This window comes from Terasakiispira papahanaumokuakeensis (genome assembly GCF_001709345.1).
GTDB classification, from domain to species: domain Bacteria; phylum Pseudomonadota; class Gammaproteobacteria; order Pseudomonadales; family Halomonadaceae; genus Terasakiispira; species Terasakiispira papahanaumokuakeensis.
In genome coordinates this window covers 1,578,924-1,599,672 of sequence record NZ_MDTQ01000001.1, presented here as the reverse complement: position 1 = coordinate 1,599,672, position 20,749 = coordinate 1,578,924, and the positions used below count along the sequence as shown (strand labels likewise).

18 protein-coding genes are annotated in these 20,749 nt (G+C 47.4%); 13 read left to right on the top strand and 5 right to left on the bottom strand.

Annotation, left to right across the window (positions count from 1 at the left end; all coding sequences use genetic code 11):
• The first annotated feature begins 60 nt into the window (after positions 1-60).
• The 3 genes from BFW38_RS06975 to BFW38_RS06965 are packed head-to-tail and all read left to right on the top strand — an operon-like array spanning position 61 to position 3,496.
• The gene (locus BFW38_RS06975) at positions 61-1,236 is read left to right on the top strand and encodes an ABC transporter ATP-binding protein (RefSeq protein WP_245686095.1); all 1,176 of its coding nucleotides are present in this window, start codon (positions 61-63) and stop codon (positions 1,234-1,236) included.
• Positions 1,236-2,363 (top strand): ABC transporter permease, encoded by a 1,128-nt coding sequence (locus tag BFW38_RS06970; protein ID WP_068997745.1) that lies wholly within the window; start codon positions 1,236-1,238, stop codon positions 2,361-2,363. The genes BFW38_RS06975 and BFW38_RS06970 overlap by 1 nt, the downstream gene beginning before the upstream one ends.
• A gap of 17 nt (positions 2,364-2,380) precedes the next feature.
• Entirely contained in the window at positions 2,381-3,496 is a 1,116-nt protein-coding gene (locus tag BFW38_RS06965; RefSeq protein WP_068997744.1) for an ABC transporter permease, read from the top strand.
• Between the two features lie 116 nt (positions 3,497-3,612).
• Here the strand turns inward: BFW38_RS06965 and BFW38_RS06960 are convergent, their stop codons facing one another.
• Complete coding sequence (locus BFW38_RS06960) at positions 3,613-5,130, bottom strand: fumarate hydratase (RefSeq protein ID WP_068997743.1); 1,518 nt, start codon at positions 5,128-5,130, stop codon at positions 3,613-3,615.
• A gap of 256 nt (positions 5,131-5,386) precedes the next feature.
• On the opposite strand from BFW38_RS06960, the gene BFW38_RS06955 reads away from it, so the two are divergent.
• The 3 genes from BFW38_RS06955 (at position 5,387) to BFW38_RS06945 (ending at position 8,205) form a co-directional block, all read left to right on the top strand.
• A complete protein-coding gene (locus BFW38_RS06955; RefSeq protein ID WP_281180448.1) occupies positions 5,387-5,734 on the top strand; it encodes a GGDEF domain-containing protein in 348 nt (115 codons plus the stop codon).
• A gap of 329 nt (positions 5,735-6,063) precedes the next feature.
• Positions 6,064-7,647: a Na+/H+ antiporter NhaC family protein gene (locus BFW38_RS06950; protein ID WP_069000279.1), complete on the top strand. Its 1,584-nt coding sequence runs from the start codon at positions 6,064-6,066 to the stop codon at positions 7,645-7,647.
• Between the two features lie 153 nt (positions 7,648-7,800).
• Positions 7,801-8,205 (top strand): YbaN family protein, encoded by a 405-nt coding sequence (locus tag BFW38_RS06945; protein WP_245686094.1) that lies wholly within the window; start codon positions 7,801-7,803, stop codon positions 8,203-8,205.
• Here the strand turns inward: BFW38_RS06945 and BFW38_RS06940 are convergent.
• The gene (locus BFW38_RS06940; RefSeq protein WP_068997740.1) at positions 8,172-8,819 is read right to left on the bottom strand and encodes an elongation factor P hydroxylase; all 648 of its coding nucleotides are present in this window, start codon (positions 8,817-8,819) and stop codon (positions 8,172-8,174) included. The two genes, BFW38_RS06945 and BFW38_RS06940, sit on opposite strands and share 34 nt — an antisense overlap.
• A 354-nt stretch (positions 8,820-9,173) precedes the next feature.
• Between BFW38_RS06940 and BFW38_RS06935 the strand changes: the two genes are divergently transcribed.
• The 7 genes from BFW38_RS06935 (at position 9,174) to BFW38_RS06905 (ending at position 16,795) form a co-directional block, all read left to right on the top strand.
• Positions 9,174-10,325 carry a C4-dicarboxylate TRAP transporter substrate-binding protein gene (locus tag BFW38_RS06935; protein WP_245686093.1) on the top strand — a complete coding sequence of 384 codons (1,152 nt, stop codon included), beginning with the start codon at positions 9,174-9,176 and terminating at the stop codon, positions 10,323-10,325.
• A gap of 159 nt (positions 10,326-10,484) precedes the next feature.
• Positions 10,485-11,084: a TetR/AcrR family transcriptional regulator gene (locus tag BFW38_RS06930; RefSeq protein WP_068997738.1), complete on the top strand. Its 600-nt coding sequence runs from the start codon at positions 10,485-10,487 to the stop codon at positions 11,082-11,084.
• Positions 11,085-11,117: 33 nt separating this feature from the next.
• On the top strand, positions 11,118-11,633 hold the full coding sequence (locus BFW38_RS06925) for a TRAP transporter small permease (RefSeq protein ID WP_245686092.1): 516 nt from the start codon (positions 11,118-11,120) through the stop codon (positions 11,631-11,633).
• Between the two features lie 105 nt (positions 11,634-11,738).
• Complete coding sequence (locus BFW38_RS06920; protein WP_068997736.1) at positions 11,739-13,046, top strand: TRAP transporter large permease; 1,308 nt, start codon at positions 11,739-11,741, stop codon at positions 13,044-13,046.
• A 21-nt stretch (positions 13,047-13,067) separates the two neighbouring features.
• Positions 13,068-14,291, top strand: coding sequence for a metal-dependent hydrolase family protein (locus BFW38_RS06915; protein ID WP_068997735.1), 1,224 nt, complete (start codon positions 13,068-13,070; stop codon positions 14,289-14,291).
• A 125-nt stretch (positions 14,292-14,416) separates the two neighbouring features.
• Entirely contained in the window at positions 14,417-15,829 is a 1,413-nt protein-coding gene (locus BFW38_RS06910) for an MATE family efflux transporter (RefSeq protein WP_068997734.1), read from the top strand.
• Between the two features lie 192 nt (positions 15,830-16,021).
• Positions 16,022-16,795 carry an SIMPL domain-containing protein gene (locus BFW38_RS06905; RefSeq protein ID WP_068997733.1) on the top strand — a complete coding sequence of 258 codons (774 nt, stop codon included), beginning with the start codon at positions 16,022-16,024 and terminating at the stop codon, positions 16,793-16,795.
• 103 nt (positions 16,796-16,898) lie between these two features.
• On the opposite strand, the gene BFW38_RS06900 is transcribed toward BFW38_RS06905, so the two are convergent.
• The 3 genes from BFW38_RS06900 to purF all read right to left on the bottom strand — a co-directional run bounded on the left by BFW38_RS06900 (position 16,899) and on the right by purF (position 20,716).
• The gene (locus BFW38_RS06900) at positions 16,899-17,762 is read right to left on the bottom strand and encodes a 23S rRNA (adenine(2030)-N(6))-methyltransferase RlmJ (protein ID WP_068997732.1); all 864 of its coding nucleotides are present in this window, start codon (positions 17,760-17,762) and stop codon (positions 16,899-16,901) included.
• Positions 17,763-17,836: 74 nt separating this feature from the next.
• A complete protein-coding gene (locus BFW38_RS06895; protein WP_068997731.1) occupies positions 17,837-19,057 on the bottom strand; it encodes an O-succinylhomoserine sulfhydrylase in 1,221 nt (406 codons plus the stop codon).
• A 147-nt stretch (positions 19,058-19,204) separates the two neighbouring features.
• Positions 19,205-20,716 carry an amidophosphoribosyltransferase gene (gene purF, locus BFW38_RS06890; protein ID WP_068997730.1) on the bottom strand — a complete coding sequence of 504 codons (1,512 nt, stop codon included), beginning with the start codon at positions 20,714-20,716 and terminating at the stop codon, positions 19,205-19,207.
• Between the last annotated feature and the right edge of the window lie 33 nt (positions 20,717-20,749).

Genomic DNA, 20,749 nt, shown 5'->3' with positions numbered 1-20,749 from the left:
GAGCCTGGCGTTGGTGTTGATCCTATCTCACGCCGAGAGCTATGGCGTATGGTCCATGAATTGGCCAATGACGGTATGCTGATCTTGTGGAGTACGTCTTACCTTGATGAAGCTGAGCAATGTGATCAACTGGTTCTGATGAATGAGGGTGAAGTGCTTTATCAAGGCGTGCCAGACATGATGACTGCTCACATGGAAGGGCGCTGCTGGCTACTGCCTGGAGGGGCCCACCCGCGCCATTACTTAACACAAATATTACAGCACCCAAGCGTATCGGATGCTGTTCTACAAGGACGTCAAGTTCGAGCGATTTTGCATGATGCAAGTGATATTGAAAATTTAAGCAAAGCACTATCTCTAAATGGCAATGAAAAATCAGTCGAGCCTCGTTTTGAGGATGCTTTTATTGATCGCTTAGGTGGTGCGAGTGTTCGTCATTCGGCGTTGGCGGAAATTTTACCGCAACGTTCAAATCATGAGTCAACCCCAGCGATTGAAGCCATCGAACTTACGCGCACTTTTGGTGATTTTACCGCAACGGATCACGTCAATTTTAAAGTAAAACGTGGTGAAATTTTTGGGCTTCTTGGCCCTAATGGTGCGGGGAAATCGACGACATTTAGGATGATGTGTGGCCTTCTCCCCGTCTCGTCAGGTCAAGCCAATGTGTTGGGCATCAACCTGAAAGCTCGTTCAGGTAAAGTGCGTCGTCGATTAGGTTACATGGCGCAAAAATTCTCCCTTTATGGCCATTTGAGCGTTCTTCAGAACTTACGCTTTTTTTCTGGCACATATGGTCTGAAAGGAAAAGAGCGACGGCAGCGAATTGAAGAAATGATCCATGCCTTTCAACTCGAACCTCTTCTTGCCCAAACGCCTGAATCGCTACCTCTTGGCTTTAAACAACGCCTTGCATTGGCATGTGCGCTCATGCATCAGCCTGAGATTTTATTCTTGGATGAGCCGACGTCAGGTGTTGACCCTCTGACCCGGCGTGAGTTTTGGGTCCACATTAATGGTATGGTTGAAAAAGGGGTCACGGTGATGGTGACTACGCACTTCATGGATGAAGCAGAGTTTTGTGATCGGATAGGCTTAGTTTATCACGGCAAATTAATTGCTTTAGATACACCGGATCAATTGAAACAGCAAGTCACCAAAGCATCTGAATCAAATTTAACCATGGAAGAAGCTTTTATCCGCCTCATCGCGAAATATGATGAGGTGCATTCATAATGCAATCCCCTATTGCTTGGCGACGCCTTATTGCCATGTGTCGAAAAGAGTCTTATCAGATTCTGCGTGACCCCAGCAGCGCCATGATTGCGGTTGTGATTCCATTATTATTACTTTTTATTTTTGGTTATGGCATCAACCTCGATTCAGGGGTGATTCGTCTTGGCATTGTGGCTGAATCACACAATGCTGATACACATGCGTTGATCCAGGCTTTTGATGACTCTCCTTATATTGAGCCTATTGTTGCTGACCACCGAGCCCCTTTAGTTCAGCAGCTAGAAGCGAACCAGATTCGAGGATTAGTGATTATTCCAACTGATTTTTCGGATCGATTAAATCGAGACGAAATCGCCCCATTACAGGTGATCACTGATGGTAGTGAACCGAATACTGCTCAATTCTTACAGCAATATGTGCAAGGCGCATGGGAAGTTTGGCTCACTCAAAAACAATATCGTTTGGGAGTCAAAGAGGCTCGCCCTATCGAAGTAGAAATGCGAGTTTGGTATAACCCTGCTGCGATCAGCCAGTACTTTATTATCCCAGGAGCGATCAGCATCATTATGACTGTGATTGGTGCGATTTTAACCTCACTTGTCATCGCTCGAGAATGGGAAAGAGGCACGATGGAAGCCATTTTGGCCACACGTGTGACTCGAACGGAGTTATTACTGTCCAAGCTGTTGCCGTACTATGTTCTGGGTATGTTTGCCATGCTGCTATGCGTCGCATTGAGTACTGGCATTATGGGCGTACCACTAAGAGGAAGCTTTCTGCTTCTGATCGTCGTAAGCCTGCTATTTTTAACCAGCTCTATGGGGATGGGGCTATTAATTTCAACGATCACCCGTAATCAATTTAATGCGGCTATGATGGCACTCAATGCGGCTTTCTTACCTGCGGTCATGTTATCGGGCTTCGTATTCGAGATTGGTAGTATGCCTCACCTGGTGCAATGGGTCAGCCAATTGGTACCTGCACGTTATTTTGTCAGTATTTTGAAAACGCTTTTTTTAGCTGGAAATCTTACCCCTATCATTTTGATCAATAGCCTTTATTTGTTAATTACGGCTTTTATTTTTATTGGCTTAACCGCTTTTAAAACATCGCGTCAATTAGCATAAGCTGGGAGCTTTTCATTATGATTCATCGTCTTTTGACTCTAATCATCAAAGAGCTCCAATCCTTGCTTCGCGAGCGTCAGACTCGGATTATTTTAATTGTTCCGGTCATCATTCAAGTGTTGGTTTTCCCTTTTGCTGCAACACTGGATGTGACAAGGGCAACGGTTGCGATCTTGAATCAAGATAATGGCCATGCCAGTATTGAGTTGACACAGCGTATTGCTCAAGCAAGCACTTTCAACAAAGTAATATTATTACATGATGAGCCCTCAATGATAGAAGCGCTTGACCGCCAGTCTGCTCTGGTTATTGTTCGCTTTGAGCCATCATTTTCTCGACATTTAGCTAAGGGTGATACCGCACATGTTCAGCTTTTATTAGATGGGAGAAACTCTAACAGTGCACAGATTGCAGCACAAAACATCGAGAAGTTGATACAAAAATTTGCGCTATCAGAGCAAAAGCACCCACCCAAAAGTCAGCTCATTACGCGACACTGGTATAACCCTAACCTAAACTATCAATGGTTTGTGGTGCCATCATTGATTGCATTAATCACGACGATTGGCGTCCTTATTGTGACTGCGTTATCAGTTGCGAGAGAAAGAGAGCAAGGGACTTTAGAGCAACTGCTGGTCTCCCCTCTATCCACTTTTGAGATTTTTCTAGGCAAAGCCGTCCCCGCCATTATTATTGCAACAGGGCAAGCGACGATTGTATTGCTCGCAGCACTTTGGGGCTATCAAATTCCTTTTGCAGGCTCCTTGCTCCTCTTTTATGGGAGCATGACACTTTATGGCATCTCATTAATTGGCTTTGGTTTGCTAATTTCAGCGTTGTGTAATACTCAACAGCAAGCATTTATTGGTGTTTTTGTTTTTATGATGCCTGCGATACTGCTATCAGGCTATGTAGCACCAATTGACAATATGCCGAACTGGCTGCAAACCCTCACCTGGATTAACCCTGTTCGACACTTTACTGAAATCACTAAAATCATCTATTTAAAGGGTGCAGGTATCGATACCATTATGCCGCAGTTAATCGCAATGGCTTTAATTGCATGCATAACGACAATCCTGGCCTACATAATGTTTAGTAGGTGCTTCTTCATTTCATTGCGTGACACTTAAAAAGATAACGGTATAAACTTATGTTAGCCATCAACCGCCGTAAATGGCTAATGTGCGATATGAAAAAGCCACGCATTAGCGTGGCTTTTAACTGATGTTGCTTATCTTCTACCGTTCTAGGCCGGCGTGTAATCCTTGGCAATAATCTCTTTCCACTTAGCTGGACCTGTCTGGTGAACAGACTCGCCCTTACTATCAACTGCGACAGTGACTGGCATATCTTCAACGTCAAACTCGTAGATGGCTTCCATACCTAAGTCATCAAACGCAACAACTTTAGCGTCACGAATAGCTTGAGAAACGAGATAAGCTGCACCGCCAACGGCCATTAAATAAACAGCTCCATTATCACGGATCGCTTCAATCGCTACTGGACCTCGCTCAGCTTTACCGATCATGCCCCTCAGGCCTGTCTGCTCAAGTACCTGCCGAGTAAATTTATCCATACGTGTTGACGTGGTCGGGCCCGCAGGTCCAACAACTTCATCGCGAACAGGATCCACTGGGCCAACGTAATAAATAAAACGCCCTTTAAGATCTACCGGCAGCTCTTCGCCTTTATTCAGCATATCGACAATGCGTTTATGAGCGGCATCACGCCCAGTAAGCATTTTGCCAGATAACAGTAATACGTCACCGGGTTGCCAACTATGCGTTTCTTCTTCGGTAACGTTATTCAGGTTCACCCGTTTAACGCTATCCCCCACTTCTTGAGTGATCTCTGGCCAGTCTTCAAGTTTTGGGGCTTCTAACTGAGCAGGACCTGTTCCATCAAGGACAAAGTGTGTGTGACGCGTTGCCGCACAATTTGGAATAATGGCGATCGGTTTATTAGCCGCGTGCGTCGGATAATCCTTCACTTTGACATCCAGCACCGTTGTTAAACCACCCAGCCCCTGGGCTCCAACACCGAGTTGATTGACTTTGTCAAATAACTCAAGGCGAAGTTCTTCAGCCCGACTTTCAGCACCACGTTGCTGCAGATCGTGGATATCAATAGGATCAAGGAGAGATTCTTTTGCCAGCTGCATGGCTTTCTCTGCTGTTCCTCCAATCCCAATACCTAGCATCCCGGGGGGACACCATCCAGCCCCCATTTTGGGGATTTGCTCAAGCACCCAAGTCACCACATCATCAGAAGGGTTCAACATCGCAAATTTAGATTTTGCTTCAGATCCCCCGCCTTTCGCTGCAACGTGAACATCGACTTTGTCGCCTGGTACCAACTTAAAGTGGATAACCGCAGGCGTATTGTCTTTCGTATTTTGACGCTTACCATCAGGATCAGTAAGAACAGAAGCACGTAACACGTTATCGGGATGAGTGTAAGCTCGGCGCACCCCTTCATTCACCATGTCTTCAACGCCCATGGTCGCATCATCCCAACGGACGTTCATACCCACTTCGACAAAAACGGTCACAATGCCAGTATCCTGACAAATCGGACGATGTCCCTGCGCGCACATACGAGAGTTAATCAGTATCTGTGCCATGGCATCTTTAGCCGCAGGAGAAGCTTCTTTCTCGTAGGCCTCATTTAAAGCACTGATGAAGTCTTTAGGGTGATAATAAGAAATGAATTGAAGCGCATCAGCAACACTTTGGATCAGGTCTTCTTGTCGAATCACCGTCATCTGGCGACTCCTCTTTCATCAAGTCATTTTAATTGTTCAAAACCACTGGCTCACAAGAGTGTCATCCAGTGGGTCAATGGTTATGAGCTGTCAGGTGGTTCTAGTATACCATCATGGAGAGATTGAGTGCGGGGATAACCTATGGACTTGGCTTTCTCTGAGCAGACGTTCCAAAAGAGGCGTTCATAAATACAACAATGCTAAAATTCGTCCAAATGGCCTAAATGGCTCTATAGGTTTTGGATAAAGTGTCAAAATCGATAAAAATGGCGCAAAAAGAGCTTGTTGGGCATCAGACGATATGATCGAGCGTTACGGTGCTAAAGAATTTGTCATCTTATTCCCCTACAAGTTTTTAGAACAAAAAACCTTAGAACAAGAAGCGCTGACTCACGCATATGAAAAGCTGGAACGGTTGCGTATCGCTTTCGAAGCTCATCCTTGTCCAGCGCTCGATCAAGATCTTCGCATGACGTTCTCCGCCGGCTTAACAAGCTATCAGGCCAATGAGCCACTGGAAGTAACCTTTAAAAGGGCCGACGAGGCTCTCTATCAGGCTAAGCACAGTGGTCGTAATCAGGTTTGTATGTGGCCGTTGACTTAAGCTAAATCCGGCCAGGCTAGAAAAGACTTTCCAAAACATCGACTTTCTGAAAAAATCCACGCCAAATTGAGGTCTTAGTCGTGTCACTCGATAGGGTGGCGTCACTGATTAAGGCCCATCTCGCCCGTTGGGCGCAAGGACCCATATGAGGTCTATCTGACGTTATATTATCGCGGTGAGACATTCAGCCCATGCCGTTTTATTGTCATGTCAGCCCCTAATAACGACTCTTAGTGCCTCCAGCTAACCTAGAATAGTTAGCCTATTGGCCTTGAGCAGTAAACTTAATTTACAGGTTTGCCAAAGTTCTCATGCCACTCCAAGACACGATGACTGCAACTCAGGCACTATTAGTGCCGATTCTAGCCATTGGCTTAGCCATTGTGACCCGCCAAGTTTTGCTCTCTCTTGGCATCGGTCTACTTGTCGGAGCATTACAACTCACAGACTTTGCCCCGCTTTCGGCCTTATCTTACTTGCTGGATCGCTTTTTGGATGTCTTTTTGGAGACCACTCCAGAGCATTGGCATTTCAACTGGGGCAAGCTGAATATTTTAATCTTTTTGCTGCTTCTGGGCATGGTGGTCTCTTTAGCAACCCTATCAGGTGGCGTTGCTGCTTTTGGATATTGGGCGGAAAAACGAATACGAAATCGTCGACAATCACAGCTACTCACCGTCATGCTGGGTTTAGCTGTGTTTATCGATGATTACTTCAATAGTCTGGCCGTTGGCAGTATTTCACGACCTATCGCAGACCGAACCGGGGTCAGTCGTCCCAAGCTGGCTTACCTCATCGATTCAACCGCAGCACCGGTGTGTGTATTAACACCGATTTCAAGCTGGGGCGCTTATATTATCAGTTTATTGGCCGGAATTATTGCCTCGACCCCAGCCTTACAGATGGGCCCGATGGAAGCATTTCTATGGCTCATTCCGCTCAACTATTATGCTATCTCTGCTTTAATTTTGGTGATCGCCGCAGCCGCGTGGGATATCAATCTAGGGGCAATGAACCGCTATCAAGACGAGATACAGAAAGCCTCACCATCAAACCCCAGACCCGAAGGTGATATACAAAGAAGTAGCGGTCATGCCCGCGATTTATTGATCCCTATTCTTTCGATGGTCGCGGCCACCGTTATCTTTCTTATCTGGACAGGTGCTCAAGCTCTGGGAGACACTCCTTTCAGCATCATGGGTGCAATGGAGAACACTGATCCTGGGCGCTCACTGATGTTCGGCGGTATTGCGGGGGTACTGGCTGCTTTATGGATTATCATTAAAAACTTACATCACCGCACAACTCAGCCCGCTTTTGACGGAGGCTATAAAGCCGTTGTGCTTGCAATGTATCAAGGCATGCTGAGCATGATGCCTGCAGTCCGTATTTTAGTATTGGCCTGGATGCTGACAGCACTTATTGAAGATCTTCAGACTGGGCTCTACCTAGCTGATTGGGTCAGTCAAAACGAGGCATTCAACTGGCTCCCTTTAATACTTTTTGTTTTAGCCGGCGCCATGGCTTTTGCCACAGGCACCAGCTGGGGGACCTTTGGTATCATGCTACCCATTGCAGGAGATATGGCATTAGCGAGTGATCCTTCAATGCTATTACCAATGTTCGGTGCAGTTCTTGCGGGGGCTGTTTTTGGTGATCATTGTTCGCCGATCTCGGATACGACTATCTTGTCTTCAACAGGGGCAGGTTGCCACCATATTGATCATGTCAATACCCAATTACCTTATGCACTCATTGGGGCCTCGACGGCTGCATTAGGCTATGTAGGTTTTGCGATGACATCCAATGCCATCATCGGGCTATTGATTTGCGTTGGTCTACTGATCAGCACAATTGCATTACTCATAAGACGATCTCATCAGAAAGGTAACGCCCACCACTCAACAGATTAGACCCACAATCACACTAGACTCTGACGTATCACCCGCTAAGATAGTCAGATCGCGCTTTTGCTGCTCCTGAATAATCCCAATAAGGGCTATTTAGACAGTCATTTTTGAGGTCTTTTTGGCAGCACTGCTGTCCGGCTGATCATGGGAGTAAATATGTTACGTTGGTTACTATTGATTACCGGATGGGGCTGTGTGGGATTAGGCATATTGGGCGTGGTGTTACCCCTTTTGCCCACTACGCCTTTTTTGATTTTAGCCGCTTTTTGCTTTTCAAAGAGCTCACCTCGCTTACATCATTGGCTTCGAGAGCAAAAATACTTGGGGCCTCATCTCACCTCCTGGGAAGATCATGGAGTGATTCGCCCAAGAGCCAAACGGCTGGCAACAGCGATGATCGTGATTATGATGAGTTATCCGCTGTTTTTTCGTCCCATGCCTTGGTGGCTGCGAGGTATGATTGTGATCACAATGTGCTGTGTACTGACGTTTATATGGACACGCCCGAGTGCTCCACGCCTGACGTCTCAAAGCTCTTCGATTTCTTCTGAAACTGAATAATCAGGAAAAGCCTGTTGCAAGAACTGAAGCCGGGTTCGAATCGTTTGCTTAATTTGATCATGCCAAGCGGCCAAAGGCCGGTGATATTGCTCACATAAGGCATCAAAGAATTGGCGCCCCCTTGGAGGCATCAAAGTGACATCATCCAGCATCCGCAATGTCAGTTCATGCACTGCCCGCTCGAAGCTCGCCGTACTCCCTGGTTCACCACTTAAGTTATCAGCGCTGACCATAAAAGACCGACCACAAGCCCAAGTAAAACACTGCTCTAGTGCTTGCGGCCGTATTTCTACCCGTTCGAACTGACGCTGCTGTTCAGTGTTTCGACCATCGGGGGCATACCAGTAGCCGTAATCATCCTTTTGACGCCGTTTTAGCCCTGCAATGCACCAATGAGCAACTTCATGCAAAGCGCTATTGAAGAAGCCATGGGCAAAAATGACCTGATGACAATCATCAGATGAGCGAGCGGCCTGATAAAACGGCTCATCACTACCTGCCACCAATAATGTATTTTCTGTCTTGGCAAACAGGGCGCCAAATACATCGATTAAAACAGTGTAGTCAGCAGGGGCAGTCGAAATCACTCGATCTACTGACAAAGACTGACTCATACGGTAACCTCAAACGCTTTCATAAAGTTGTCAATATCGTGTTAGATGATGCTTCAAGGAACGAGAAGCCAGCATTATATGATAGCGAGACAAAGGAATTGTCGACTCATGTCAAATCACACCCCGCTTACTGCGTTATGCAGCTCACCTGTCAAATCCCGTCAACTGAAAAATCACACCATTTCGATACTTTTTTGCACCATTTCATTGCTTTTTACCGGAGTAAAAAAACAAACAATCTTGCTTGTTTTTTTGATAAAAGGCACTAAACTGCAAAAGTGTCATCAGGAATGAACGATTGCACCAAACCCAACCGGATGGATTTGACAATAAGAATCAGCCCGAAAGGGCCTCATGGCGACAACAAGCATGACCTATAAAACAAATAAGTTAGTGACGGGCGCAGCCCTTCTCCTCATGCCTGCATTGTCCGTTACAGCGCATGCAGAGACTTCGTTTATCGCAAACTCCTTCTATGATCAGCAGCATCCACTATCTCAATACGGTTATGTTGAGTGGGCTGATACTGTCAGAAAACTTTCAAATGGGGATTTGGATCCTCAAGTCTATACAGGTACGGTGCTACTCGCCCCCAGAGCCTCTCTTCAAGGTATTCGGGATAACGTGGTCCAAGTCGCACATCATGCTGCCGTGTATACCCCCTCAGACCTTCCTGTCGCTAATGCTCTCCAAGAACTTGGCTTCAATTACGATGATCCGTTAGTGGCGGCTTTAGCCGTTGCCGACTTCAGTATGAACAACCCGACGCAATTGAAAGAATGGAAAGACAATGGAATTGTCTACCTCGGCGCTTACACTACCCCCCCCTACATGATGTTTTGCCGTGAACCGGTGAGAAACTTAGAAGAGTTCAAGGGCAAAAGAATTCGTACCGCAGGATCTACGGTTTCCGCCTGGGTTGAAAGTGCAGGTGGTGTCCCCGTCAATGTCCCATCCAGTGAAATGTATAGTGGGCTGGACCGCGGTTCTTTAGATTGTGCAACGAATGCCACTAATGATTTGATCGATCGCTCTCTGTGGGAAGTTGCACCTTATACCACCTTGCTACCTACCGGTATGTACTGGTCAGGCCCAGAGTGGGGATTCAACATCGATTTCTGGCAAGGGCTGACTAATCAGCAGCGAGAGGTCTTCAAAGAAGCTGCTGCCAAAGCCATGACCAGAATGGAAGTTCAGTATATGAAGCGTGCTCATGATGCGCTCAAAGAAGCTGAAGCCAAAGGTACTCACGTTTATCAACCATCGGCAGATTTAATGGCTTCAGTGGAAGACTTCCGTAACAAAGCGATCAATATGATTTCGGTCAAAGCCCATGACAAATATGGTCTAGACAATGCAGATCAAACCGTTAATGCCTTCATGATGACATATGAAAAATGGCAGCATCTGCTTAAAGATGTTGATCGAACCGATGAAGAAGCCCTGGCCGAACTCGCCATGAAACAAATCTACAACAAGCTGCCTCAAGATTACGGATTAAATTAAGCCCAATATGCTCCAACCTATAACAAAGGGGCTATTTAATCTACAGATGATTTTGACGGCATATTGAGATGGAATATTCACTTCAATTTAAATAGACATCATAATTTAAAGCGAGTGAAATTTGCGCAAGGATGCGCACATGTCATAAGGAATAACATCATGCTACAACGTCAGACTCAGGAGGAGCGCTCACGCAATACGCAAGCCAGAATAATGAAGGCAATGCGTGAATGTATTTTATCCAAGGGTATTAAAGCAACATCAACCAATGATGTTGCACGCCAAGCGGGCATTTCACGCGGAGCGTTAATGCATCACTACCCCTCCAAAGAAATACTGATGCAAGCGGCACTTGAAGACTTACTCTTAGGAGAAATTGAAAGTGTCCGTAATATGGCTCAAGCCGTTAAAACCGGAACGCTTGATCTTGATGCTTTATTACAGACACTCTTGGAGCATTTCCAAGGTGATCTTTTTATGGTCACGCTCGAGTACCTGACAGCCGCGCGCACAGATCCTCATATGCGAGAGGCGCTTATTCCTTTAGCTAAAAGCTTTAATGAGTCGCTCGAATCTATATGGGAGCAGCTCATATCAAGCTCAGCCGCGCTCGCAGATGATAAACGCACTGCATTACACATCACCTTGTGCATGATGCGCGGCATCGCAGCTCAAAGTATATGGAGAGATGATCCGGAGCTTTATCGAAATATGCTATTGCTCTGGAAAAAAATGTTGATTGATGCCGGTTTCGCTTGACTCAACAGACCCTTTTCACATTACGAGGACAAGATGATGCCCCCCTCAAAGACAATAACAAAACTAGAGCATGTAAGTGCTTTTTTTAGCCAAATAGCACTGGGCTTCTCAGGTTTATTCTTAATATTGATGATCACGCACATCACCATAGATGTTGTATTGCGTTTTTTCTTCAATATTGCACTGCATGGCACGCTTGAAGTCGTCTCATTTTATTACATGGTGTGTATCGTTTTTCTCCCTTTGGCTTTTGTTGAATTGAAGCAAGAACATATTAGCGTCGATGTATTAGTCAATCATTTTCCACCCAATATACGCTTAGCTTTATATCTAACATCCTGCTTACTCGGTGTTATATATTTTTCGATGCTGGGCTATCAAAGTTTATTGGATGCCATTAAAGCGACTCAAAGCCAAGAAACCGCCATGGCCAACTTTACATTTTATTTATGGCCTAGCCGTTGGGCACTCCCTGTCGGTTTTTTTGCCATGGACCTCGCTATTTTGGCCAATGCAATGAAAGCCATTCGTTTAAGGTCTGCGCTTTAGTGCCTTCTCTTATAGCACTAATTCACCATCACCATGAGCCACACCTTAAATCACAACAACATAAATAGAATGACTCAAAATCATTCGGCTATGTAGGACACCTCTATGACGCACCTTGAGATAGGTATAACGGGGATTGTATGTGCATTAGTACTGATCGCTATACGAGTCCCGATTGGCGTTGCCTTAGGCTTAGTTTCCATTATAGGAATCAGCCAGTTAACTAACATGCATATCGCCTGGGGCATGATTTCGGCGACACCTTTTGATTTTGCCGGAACCTGGGAGCTAACCGCAGCGCCAATGTTTCTGTTTATGGGGTATTTATGTACAACGACGCATATGACACAAGGGCTCTTCAAAGCCATGCGGCTATATTTGGCACGATTGCCCGGTGGCCTAGCGGTGTCGAGCGTTGTCGCTTCAGCCTTCTTTGCAGCGGCTTCTGGCTCTAGTGTGGCCACATCTGCCGCCATGTCACGTATTGCCGTCCCCGAAATGTTCAAGCATGGCTATGACCGGGGGCTAGCGACAGGCACTGTGGCTGCCTCGGGAACGTTAGGCTCATTGATTCCGCCCAGCGTATTACTGGTGCTATATGGTGTCTATGCACAAGTGTCCGTCGGCCAACTCTTTATGGCAGGTTTCTTACCGGGCATTGCTTCAGCTTTACTCTATATTGCGATGATCATCATCAGAGTCAAGTTAAAACCTAGCTTGGCCGGCCCAACAGCAGTCACTTCCAGCTGGCAAGAAAAATGGGATGCCTTTCGACACATTTGGCCACTCCCCCTTCTGATCGGCTCTGTACTTGGCGGTATTTTCCTGGGCATATTCTCGCCAACAGAAGCGGGCGCTATCGGCACATCCATTGCTGCCCTGATTGCTTTTACGCGTAAAACATTAACACAAGAGGCCGTAAAATCGGCCGTCATCAGTACGGCTATCAGCACCTGCAGTATCTTTATTATCTTGATTGGTTCGCTCTTTTTCACGCGATTCCTTGCGCTCAGCGGCGTTCCCTCTGCTTTCTCCAATATGATCTTGAGCGTCAGCACTGATACCTGGTGGATTCTTCTAGCCACAACAGTGATTTATCTGGTGCTGGGTATGTTTATTGACTCTATCGGACTCCTGTTGCTGACCTTACCGTTGATTCTGCCACTCATTGAAGGGGCAGACCTTAACCTCATCTGGTTTGGCATTATTGTCGTTAAATTGCTGGAAGTGGGTCTAGTAACACCACCAATAGGGCTCAATGTCTACGTGATCAAAGGGGCGTTAGGAAACAGCGTAACCCTACAACAGGTTTTTAAAGGTGTTGCCTGGTTCATTTTAATGGACCTGATTGCATTACTTTTAATCATATTGATACCCGAACTATCGCTATATCTCCCCCAGAGCATGCTTTAAGAACAAAATAAAGGATTACACATGAAGTCAATACACTTAGTGAATGCCAAGTTAATCGATGTCCGTCAGGGCAAATTAATGGATGCTGAGAGCCTATTGATTCAGGATGGCAGAATCCAACGCATTGGCGATTGCGAACTCCCTCAAGATGTCCAAACACTGGATATGCGAGGGGCTTATCTCATGCCTGGGCTCGTCGATTCCCATGTCCATGTCACGGCGATCACCCCTAATTTTGCTTTATTAGAAACCCTGTCGCCTTTTTACGTTGGCGCCAAGTCCAATGAGCTACTTACCGACATGCTGATGCGCGGCTTCACCACGGTGCGTGATGCCGGAGGTGCTGACTATGGTTTAGCTCAAGCCGTTGACGAAGACAGTATTATTGGCCCGCGTATCATGTATTGTGGACGCGCCTTGTCACAAACAGGTGGACATGGCGATATGCGCGCTCAAGGTCAGCAAAACTTTGAAGGCTGTTTTTGCTGCGCGGGTTTAGGTCGAGTATGTGACGGTGTCAGTGAAGTCCGGCGTGCAGCCCGGGATGAAATTCGTAAGGGCGCGACTCAGATTAAAATCATGGCATCGGGGGGCGTGTCATCACCCACAGATCGTGTTGATAGCACCCAGTTCTCAATCGAAGAGTTAGATGCCATTGTTGAAGAAGCAACGGCGGCCAATATTCATACCATGGCTCACGCTTATACCGCACGTGCCATCAATCGTTTAGTCCCCCGCGGGATCACGTCAATTGAGCATGGCAATTTGCTAGATGAAGAAAGCTGCCGACTGATGGTGGAATATGGCACCTACCTCACGCCCACCCTCGTCACCTATGAGTCATTAGCCCGAGAAGGCGTGGAAGCCGGCATGGCACCACACCTGCAGCAAAAAGTTTATGATGTGCTGGAAGCGGGCCATGCAGCACTTAAAATGGCTTATCAAGCAGGCGTTAAGATGCTCTACGGTTCGGACCTTTTGGGGCGTATGCAAGTCCATCAACTCGGCGAATTTACGATTCGAAAGTCAGTGATTAGTCATGCGGATTTGATCCGAGCCGCCACCTGTAATGCAGCCGACGCCTATGGATACACAGGCGATTTTGGTGAAATCATGATCGGTGCGCGTGCTGATTTAGTCGCTTATGATCACAACCCACTGGACAATATCGATGTACTGACCGATCCACAAAATGAACTTAAGGTGATCATGAAAGGCGGTCGCCTATACAAGAATCTGCTTTAATTCATCCGTATGATGCAGAAAAGCCGTAGTCACTCGCTACGGCTTTTTATTTAATGAGAAGCGGCTGTAGATCACAACGTAAACGCGTACAATACGGCTCTTTTGACTGCAAATGAGCCATGGATATGTCATCGCTGTCTTCTCAAACCCCACCGGCACTGGTTGGCAATTTTCGCCAACATAGCCAACGTTTACTCGGGTTAGCACTGCCGTTACTCGGTGCGCAGTTAGCACAAACCGGAATGGGCGTGGTAGACACCATCATGGCGGGTCGTCTCAGCGCCACGGACCTAGCTGCAGTCTCAGTCGGTACTAGTATCTTTGCACCATTAATGCTGCTGATTGCCGGCACTCTGTTGGCCACCACCCCTAGCGTAGCTCACCATGTTGGAGGGAAGCGTTACCACGCGTTGGCAAGCGTTGTTCAGCAGGCCAGCTGGTTAGGATTGGTCATGGTCATCCTAGGTGGATTCTTGATGGCCAATGCGATGCCCGTTTTTAAAATGATGGGGGTGAGCCAACTGGTCTCTGAGCGTGCTCAAAGCTATCTATGGGCCTTAATTCCGGGATTACCCGCACTGGCCTTTTTTCAAATTCTTCGTTGTTTATGTGAGGGGCTCAACCGTACTCGTCCAGTCTTGCTGATCAGTTTGTTTGGACTTCTCGTAAATATCCCGGCCAACTACGTTTTGATTTATGGCCAATTCGGCTTTCCCCAGCTCGGCGCTCAAGGATGTGGTTTTGCCACCTCGCTCAGCTTCTGGAGCATGGCTTTACTGGCAGCCATGTATGTGCATCGAGCCAAAAGCTTTAACGCCTTTGGTATTTTTCAGCGCTGGCAAACACCGCGTTTACATGAAATCGGTGAGCTGGCCTGGATAGGCCTGCCCATCGGCGCCGCGATCTTTGTTGAGGCCTCGCTATTTACCACGATTGCACTTTTTGTCGGAGGCCTGGGAGATCGAGTCGTTGCCGGACACCAAATTGCGCTCAATTTCACCACTATTCTGTTTATGCTGCCCTTGAGTTTAAGCATGGCGTTGACCGTTTTAGTAGGCCAACCCCTGGGGGCAAAACAGCCTCGAGAAGCACAGGCCGTGGCTTGGCATGGTGTACAACTGTCCCTGTTAGTGGCGACTTTGTCCGCTTTGATTATAGGCATCGGCGCACCTTATGTTGTCCAGTTATACACCTTGAATACAGAAGTCCAGACTCTGGCCTCTAGCCTCTTGTATCTCGCGGTAATTTATCAACTCTCCGACGCTCTCCAGGTGAGCGCCGCCGGAGCGTTAAGAGGTTACAAAGACACGCGCGTAGTGATGCTGCTGACAGTTCCCTGTTATTGGATTATTGGCTTAGGCGTTGGTCACATACTGGCAACCGGAGGGCTGGGCATTGCTCCTCAAGGGGTACAAGGTTACTGGTACGGCCTAATTGCAGGCCTCACCTGCGCCGCCATCGCGTTGCTATTTCGTTTACGATGGACAACCCGGGAGATGTCACAGAAGGTGGCGTTACAAGAAGATATCGGTGCCTAAATCATTCATTCACTTGTGTGGCGCTCACTTATCTGGCGTCCACTTGAGCGGCCTGATGACAAATGTTGCGATCAGCTATAAGCGACAGTTGGATACTGAACTTTAATGATCAAGAATACTCATACTGATCTTGATGAGCGGTGCAATCGTACCGTGAGGACGAGATTGAAAGAAGCCGATAAGGAGATTGTAATGCAATATTTTCAGTCCAGTTCGACGCTTAGCAAACGTGGCCTTCACACCCACCTTTCACGCCGCTTAATGGTGTTGATTGCGACAACAGCACTTGCGGCCAGTGCACTGGCAACGACATCTCAAGCACAGGCAGGGAGTCAACCTCGTGAAGTTCGAGTCACGGGGCAAGCACAGCTCGAGGTATCCCCCGATGAAGCCTCACTATCAGCAACATTTGGTGAAGTCGCCGATACAGCAGATGAAGCGCTTGAGGCACTGGAAGATAAGTTTTCACCTCTTCAACGCCAGCTGCAGCGTGACCTTCCCAAGCAAGCTCGACTCGTTGCAGGCTCAGTGATGGTACGCCCTGAAATTCACTGGGAAGAGGGTAAAAGTGAAAGAATCGGTATGCGTGCCGAGCGAACAATTCGATTAGAGCATGTACCTTTAGCCAACGCAGGGGAATTGCTAAAAACACTGGTCGCAGCAAATCCAGAGCGACTCAATCAACCTAGCTACCAAGCCAGTGATATCAAGTCTCAGCGCGATGAGGTCATTACTGCCGCGTTATTAGATGCAAAACAACGTGCAGAATTAATGGCTTCTACTTTGAATGAGCGCATTGGTGATGTCCTGAGCATTCAGGAAATCAGCACACCTCATATGGGGGCGCCAAGAAATGAAAGCGTCATGATGATGAAAGCCGATAGCGCTCGTGCAGCAGCCCCAGAGCTGAATCCCGGCCAGCAAACCCTTAACGCTCAAATCGAAGTGGTCTTCGAGCTTGATTAAAGCTGCGCTGTAAATTTACAAATACGTTAAAAAGACAAAGGCCGATATAGCGCACTGGCGTGTCATATCGGCCTTGTTATTGATAGCTCAGTATTTTAGCCGCTTAAGGTCTTGGTTTAACCCAGCGGATACGCCCTTCGGCAGCACTATCCTCAGCCAGTAAATCACTGACCTGTTGAAGCGCTTCTTTTAAACCAGCCTCAAATTGCCAAGGAGGGTTAATTAAAAAGACGCCACTGCCATGCATGCCTTCACTTTCTCCACGCACCTGTAAGCGAACATCTAATAGCCCACCTTTAACATCCAAACGTTCTAGCTGACGCAGCATCTGTCGGTGTAACCCCGCAGGCAACATGGGATACCATAATGCATAGACGCCCTCGGCAAAACGCTCAGTAGCCAACAGCAGCGACTTGACCGCTGATTGATAATCCTGCTTCACTTCATAAGCGGGATCAATCATAACCAGCGCTCGTCTAGGTTGAGTCGGCAGTAATGCCTTCATCGCTTCCCAGGCGTCTCGACAATGGACTGCTGTATTCGCATGACCCCACTGACTGACGCCTTGTCGCAAGCGCTGCACTTCATCACTATGCAACTCACACAGCAGAAGTCGATCCTCTTCACGCAGCAGCTGACTGGCGATCATAGGCGAGCCGGGATAGTAGCGAAGCCCTCTTGGCCCCGAGGAATCGGCCATTAAGTGCTGGTAATAATCATCCAGCATGGGCGAAAGAGAAGGTAGAGATTTGGCTTCTTCCAATAACCGTCGCACGCCCGCTTTAGCTTCACCTGTTTTATCAGCCCAGGCATGTTGAAGGTCATAACGCCCACCACCGGCATGTGTATCTAAATACACCATCGGTTTGGGCTTAGCAGTCATGCAGCGTAACAGGCGAATAAGCAACATGTGCTTAAGCACATCAGCATGATTACCTGCATGAAAGCCATGACGATAGCTGAGCATTAAGTTACATCCTAGTGATATCAAAAAAAACAACAGAGGGCTCAAAAGCCCCCAGGACAAACAAAGGGTATTGATTATGATGCCAAAGTTTCTAGCCCTCGGGCTAAATCAGCTTTGATATCATCAAAGTCTTCTAGACCTACGGCAACCCGCAACAATCCATCGGTGATGCCCGCCGCTGCACGAGCTTCTGGTGCGACACGGGCGTGCGTCGTCGTGGCGGGATGGGTAATCATTGTTTTGGCATCACCCAAATTTGCCGTGATTGAAATCATCTGGGTATGATCAATAACAGCCCAAGCCCCTTCTCGCCCACCTTTAACTTCAAAGGAAAGCATGCCGCCAAAGCGGCGCATTTGTTGGCTCGCCAATTGGTGCTGAGGGTGCTCAGGTAAACCTGAGTAATGCACACGCTCAACAGCCGGATGGGCTTTCAACCATTGCGCCAACGCCATTGCATTAGCACAATGAGCCTCCATACGTAATCTTAGAGTCTCCAATCCTTTGAGGAAGATCCAGGCATTAAATGGACTCATACAAGGCCCTGCGGTACGTACGACACCGAAGACTTGCTTAATATCGTCTTCATTACCAACAACCGCCCCTCCTAGGGCACGTCCTTGACCATCCAAGTACTTCGTTGCGGAATGAACAACAATATCAGCCCCTAGTTTAAGTGGCTGTTGGAGCGCTGGCGTGCAAAAGCAATTATCGACGACCAGTCGGGCATTATGACGATGGGCAATCTCAGCGATGGCAGGAATATCGCCCACATCACACATAGGATTGGAGGGTGTTTCCATGAAGAGAATACGTGTTTTTTCATTACACGCATTTTCCCATGCCTCTAAATCATGCAGATCGACAAAGGTTGTCTTGACGCCAAACTTACTCATATAACGATTGAGCAAGCCGACCGTTGAACCAAAAACACTCTGAGAACAAACGATTTCATCGCCAGCTTCTAAAAAAGCAAGAAAAGTACTGAGGATGGCCGCCATGCCTGAGCTCGTCCCCACAGCGCGCTCACCGTCTTCCAACGCCGCTAAACGTTCTTCAAAATTACGCACTGTCGGGTTTGTAAAACGCGCATAAATATTAAATTCGCCATTTTCATTCTGGAAGCACTCAGCGGCATGAGCAGCACTTTCAAAAACAAAGCTGGACGTTGTAAAAATAGGCTCTCCGTGTTCACGCTCGGCCGTTCTTCGATGGCCAGTGCGAATCGCTCGAGTATCAAAAGCAGCATGTTCATTAGAAGATGCAGCCTGAGCCAAAGGATCTAAATCAGTCATAGCAAGTGTCCATTCTGAGCGATACGGGCAAGACAAACACAACCGGGCCAAGTCATTGCACAATGACTAGGCCCGGCAACTTCGGGATGCACGCATCCATTCTTTATCAATAAAGTCTAATTAAAAGCATACCCCAAACGGGCAACTTTAATCATCATTATGCATATCAATAGCTTCGTTATCGTCGGGGCTATCATCTAACTTGGCCGCATCGTTACGCGAAGCTTCTAGTGCAGCCAAGTAAGCGGCATCAATATCACCCGTGACATATTCACCATTAAAAACAGAACAATCAAAGGCATCAATCTCAGGATTAACTTCCTGACAAGCCTGTATCAAGTCTCCCAGATCTTGATAAACCAGCCAGTCAGCACCAATCAGTTCTGCCACCTGCTCATCAGTTCGATCATGCGCAATTAACTCTGAAGCCGCTGGCATATCGATGCCATAGACATTAGGGTAACGCACCGCTGGAGCCGCTGAAGCAAAATACACCTTCTTAGCACCGGCATCTCGCGCCATTTGAATAATCTGTTTACAGGTGGTACCGCGAACAATTGAGTCATCGACCAACAAAACGACTTTATCGCGGAACTCAAGTTCAATAGCATTAAGTTTCTGGCGAACTGACTTCTTCCGTTGAGTTTGGCCCGGCATGATAAATGTCCGCCCAATATAGCGGTTTTTCATGAACCCTTCGCGATAAGTGACGCCTAAGTGCTGAGCTAACTCCAGCGCCGAGGTGCGGCTGGTATCCGGGATTGGCATGACCACATCAATATCATGCTCAGACTTTAATGCAGCAATACGCTCAGCAAGCTTTTGCCCCATTCTCATCCGAGCATGATAAATATTGATGTTATCCATGATCGAATCTGGGCGGGCCAGATAGACATGCTCAAAGATACAAGGTGTCAACCGAGCATTGTCGGCACATTGGCTGGTAAACAACTCACCATCAGGTGTAATGATGAGCGCTTCACCGGGCGCTAAGTCCCTTACGCGCTCATATTCAGCCACATCGAGAGCTACGCTCTCAGAGGCGACCATCCAGTCATACCCACCCTGTCCATCAGCTTTACGGCCAAAAACCACAGGCCGGATACCATTGGGGTCACGAAAAGCGACTAACCCATGGCCACTGATCATCGCAACAGCGGCATAGCCGCCACGGCAGCGTCGATGAACGCGACGAACGGCATCGAATACGTCTTCAGGTGTCAGCGATAGCCCTTGCTTACCTAACTCATGAGCAAAGATATTCAGCAATACTTCAGAATCTGAGTTGGTATTAATATGCCGTAAGTCGGTCTTGAACAAATCTTCAGCGAGTTGATCGGCATTGGTTAAATTACCGTTATGGGCTAATGCAATACCATAAGGCGAGTTCACATAAAAAGGCTGAGATTCCGCTTCACTGGCAGAGCCCGCAGTGGGATAGCGCACATGGCCAATGCCCATCGTACCGACCAACCGTTTCATATGGCGAGTACGAAAAACATCCCGAACTAATCCATTACTCTTGCGCAGGAAAAAGCGACCTTCATGGCAGGTCATGATTCCCGCGGCGTCCTGTCCACGGTGTTGCAATACAGTCAAAGAGTCGAACAGGACTTGATTCACCTGTCCACGGGCCAGAACCCCCACGATTCCGCACATTCAGTCTTCACCTTGATGCTGCAAGAGAAAAAT

Excerpts from the sequence above, each read along its gene's own strand:
- BFW38_RS06970 (WP_068997745.1), top strand. The coding sequence starts at position 1,236 with ATGCAATCCCCTATTGCTTGGCGACGCCTTATTGCCATGTGTCGAAAA.
- BFW38_RS06965 (WP_068997744.1), top strand. The coding sequence starts at position 2,381 with ATGATTCATCGTCTTTTGACTCTAATCATCAAAGAGCTCCAATCCTTG.
- BFW38_RS06960 (WP_068997743.1), bottom strand. The coding sequence starts at position 5,130 with ATGACGGTGATTCGACAAGAAGACCTGATCCAAAGTGTTGCTGATGCG.
- BFW38_RS06950 (WP_069000279.1), top strand. The coding sequence starts at position 6,064 with ATGACTGCAACTCAGGCACTATTAGTGCCGATTCTAGCCATTGGCTTA.
- BFW38_RS06945 (WP_245686094.1), top strand. The coding sequence starts at position 7,801 with ATGTTACGTTGGTTACTATTGATTACCGGATGGGGCTGTGTGGGATTA.
- BFW38_RS06940 (WP_068997740.1), bottom strand. The coding sequence starts at position 8,819 with ATGAGTCAGTCTTTGTCAGTAGATCGAGTGATTTCGACTGCCCCTGCT.
- BFW38_RS06935 (WP_245686093.1), top strand. The coding sequence starts at position 9,174 with ATGGCGACAACAAGCATGACCTATAAAACAAATAAGTTAGTGACGGGC.
- BFW38_RS06930 (WP_068997738.1), top strand. The coding sequence starts at position 10,485 with ATGCTACAACGTCAGACTCAGGAGGAGCGCTCACGCAATACGCAAGCC.
- BFW38_RS06925 (WP_245686092.1), top strand. The coding sequence starts at position 11,118 with ATGATGCCCCCCTCAAAGACAATAACAAAACTAGAGCATGTAAGTGCT.
- BFW38_RS06920 (WP_068997736.1), top strand. The coding sequence starts at position 11,739 with ATGACGCACCTTGAGATAGGTATAACGGGGATTGTATGTGCATTAGTA.
- BFW38_RS06915 (WP_068997735.1), top strand. The coding sequence starts at position 13,068 with ATGAAGTCAATACACTTAGTGAATGCCAAGTTAATCGATGTCCGTCAG.
- BFW38_RS06910 (WP_068997734.1), top strand. The coding sequence starts at position 14,417 with ATGTCATCGCTGTCTTCTCAAACCCCACCGGCACTGGTTGGCAATTTT.
- BFW38_RS06905 (WP_068997733.1), top strand. The coding sequence starts at position 16,022 with ATGCAATATTTTCAGTCCAGTTCGACGCTTAGCAAACGTGGCCTTCAC.
- BFW38_RS06900 (WP_068997732.1), bottom strand. The coding sequence starts at position 17,762 with ATGCTCAGCTATCGTCATGGCTTTCATGCAGGTAATCATGCTGATGTG.
- BFW38_RS06895 (WP_068997731.1), bottom strand. The coding sequence starts at position 19,057 with ATGACTGATTTAGATCCTTTGGCTCAGGCTGCATCTTCTAATGAACAT.
- purF (WP_068997730.1), bottom strand. The coding sequence starts at position 20,716 with ATGTGCGGAATCGTGGGGGTTCTGGCCCGTGGACAGGTGAATCAAGTC.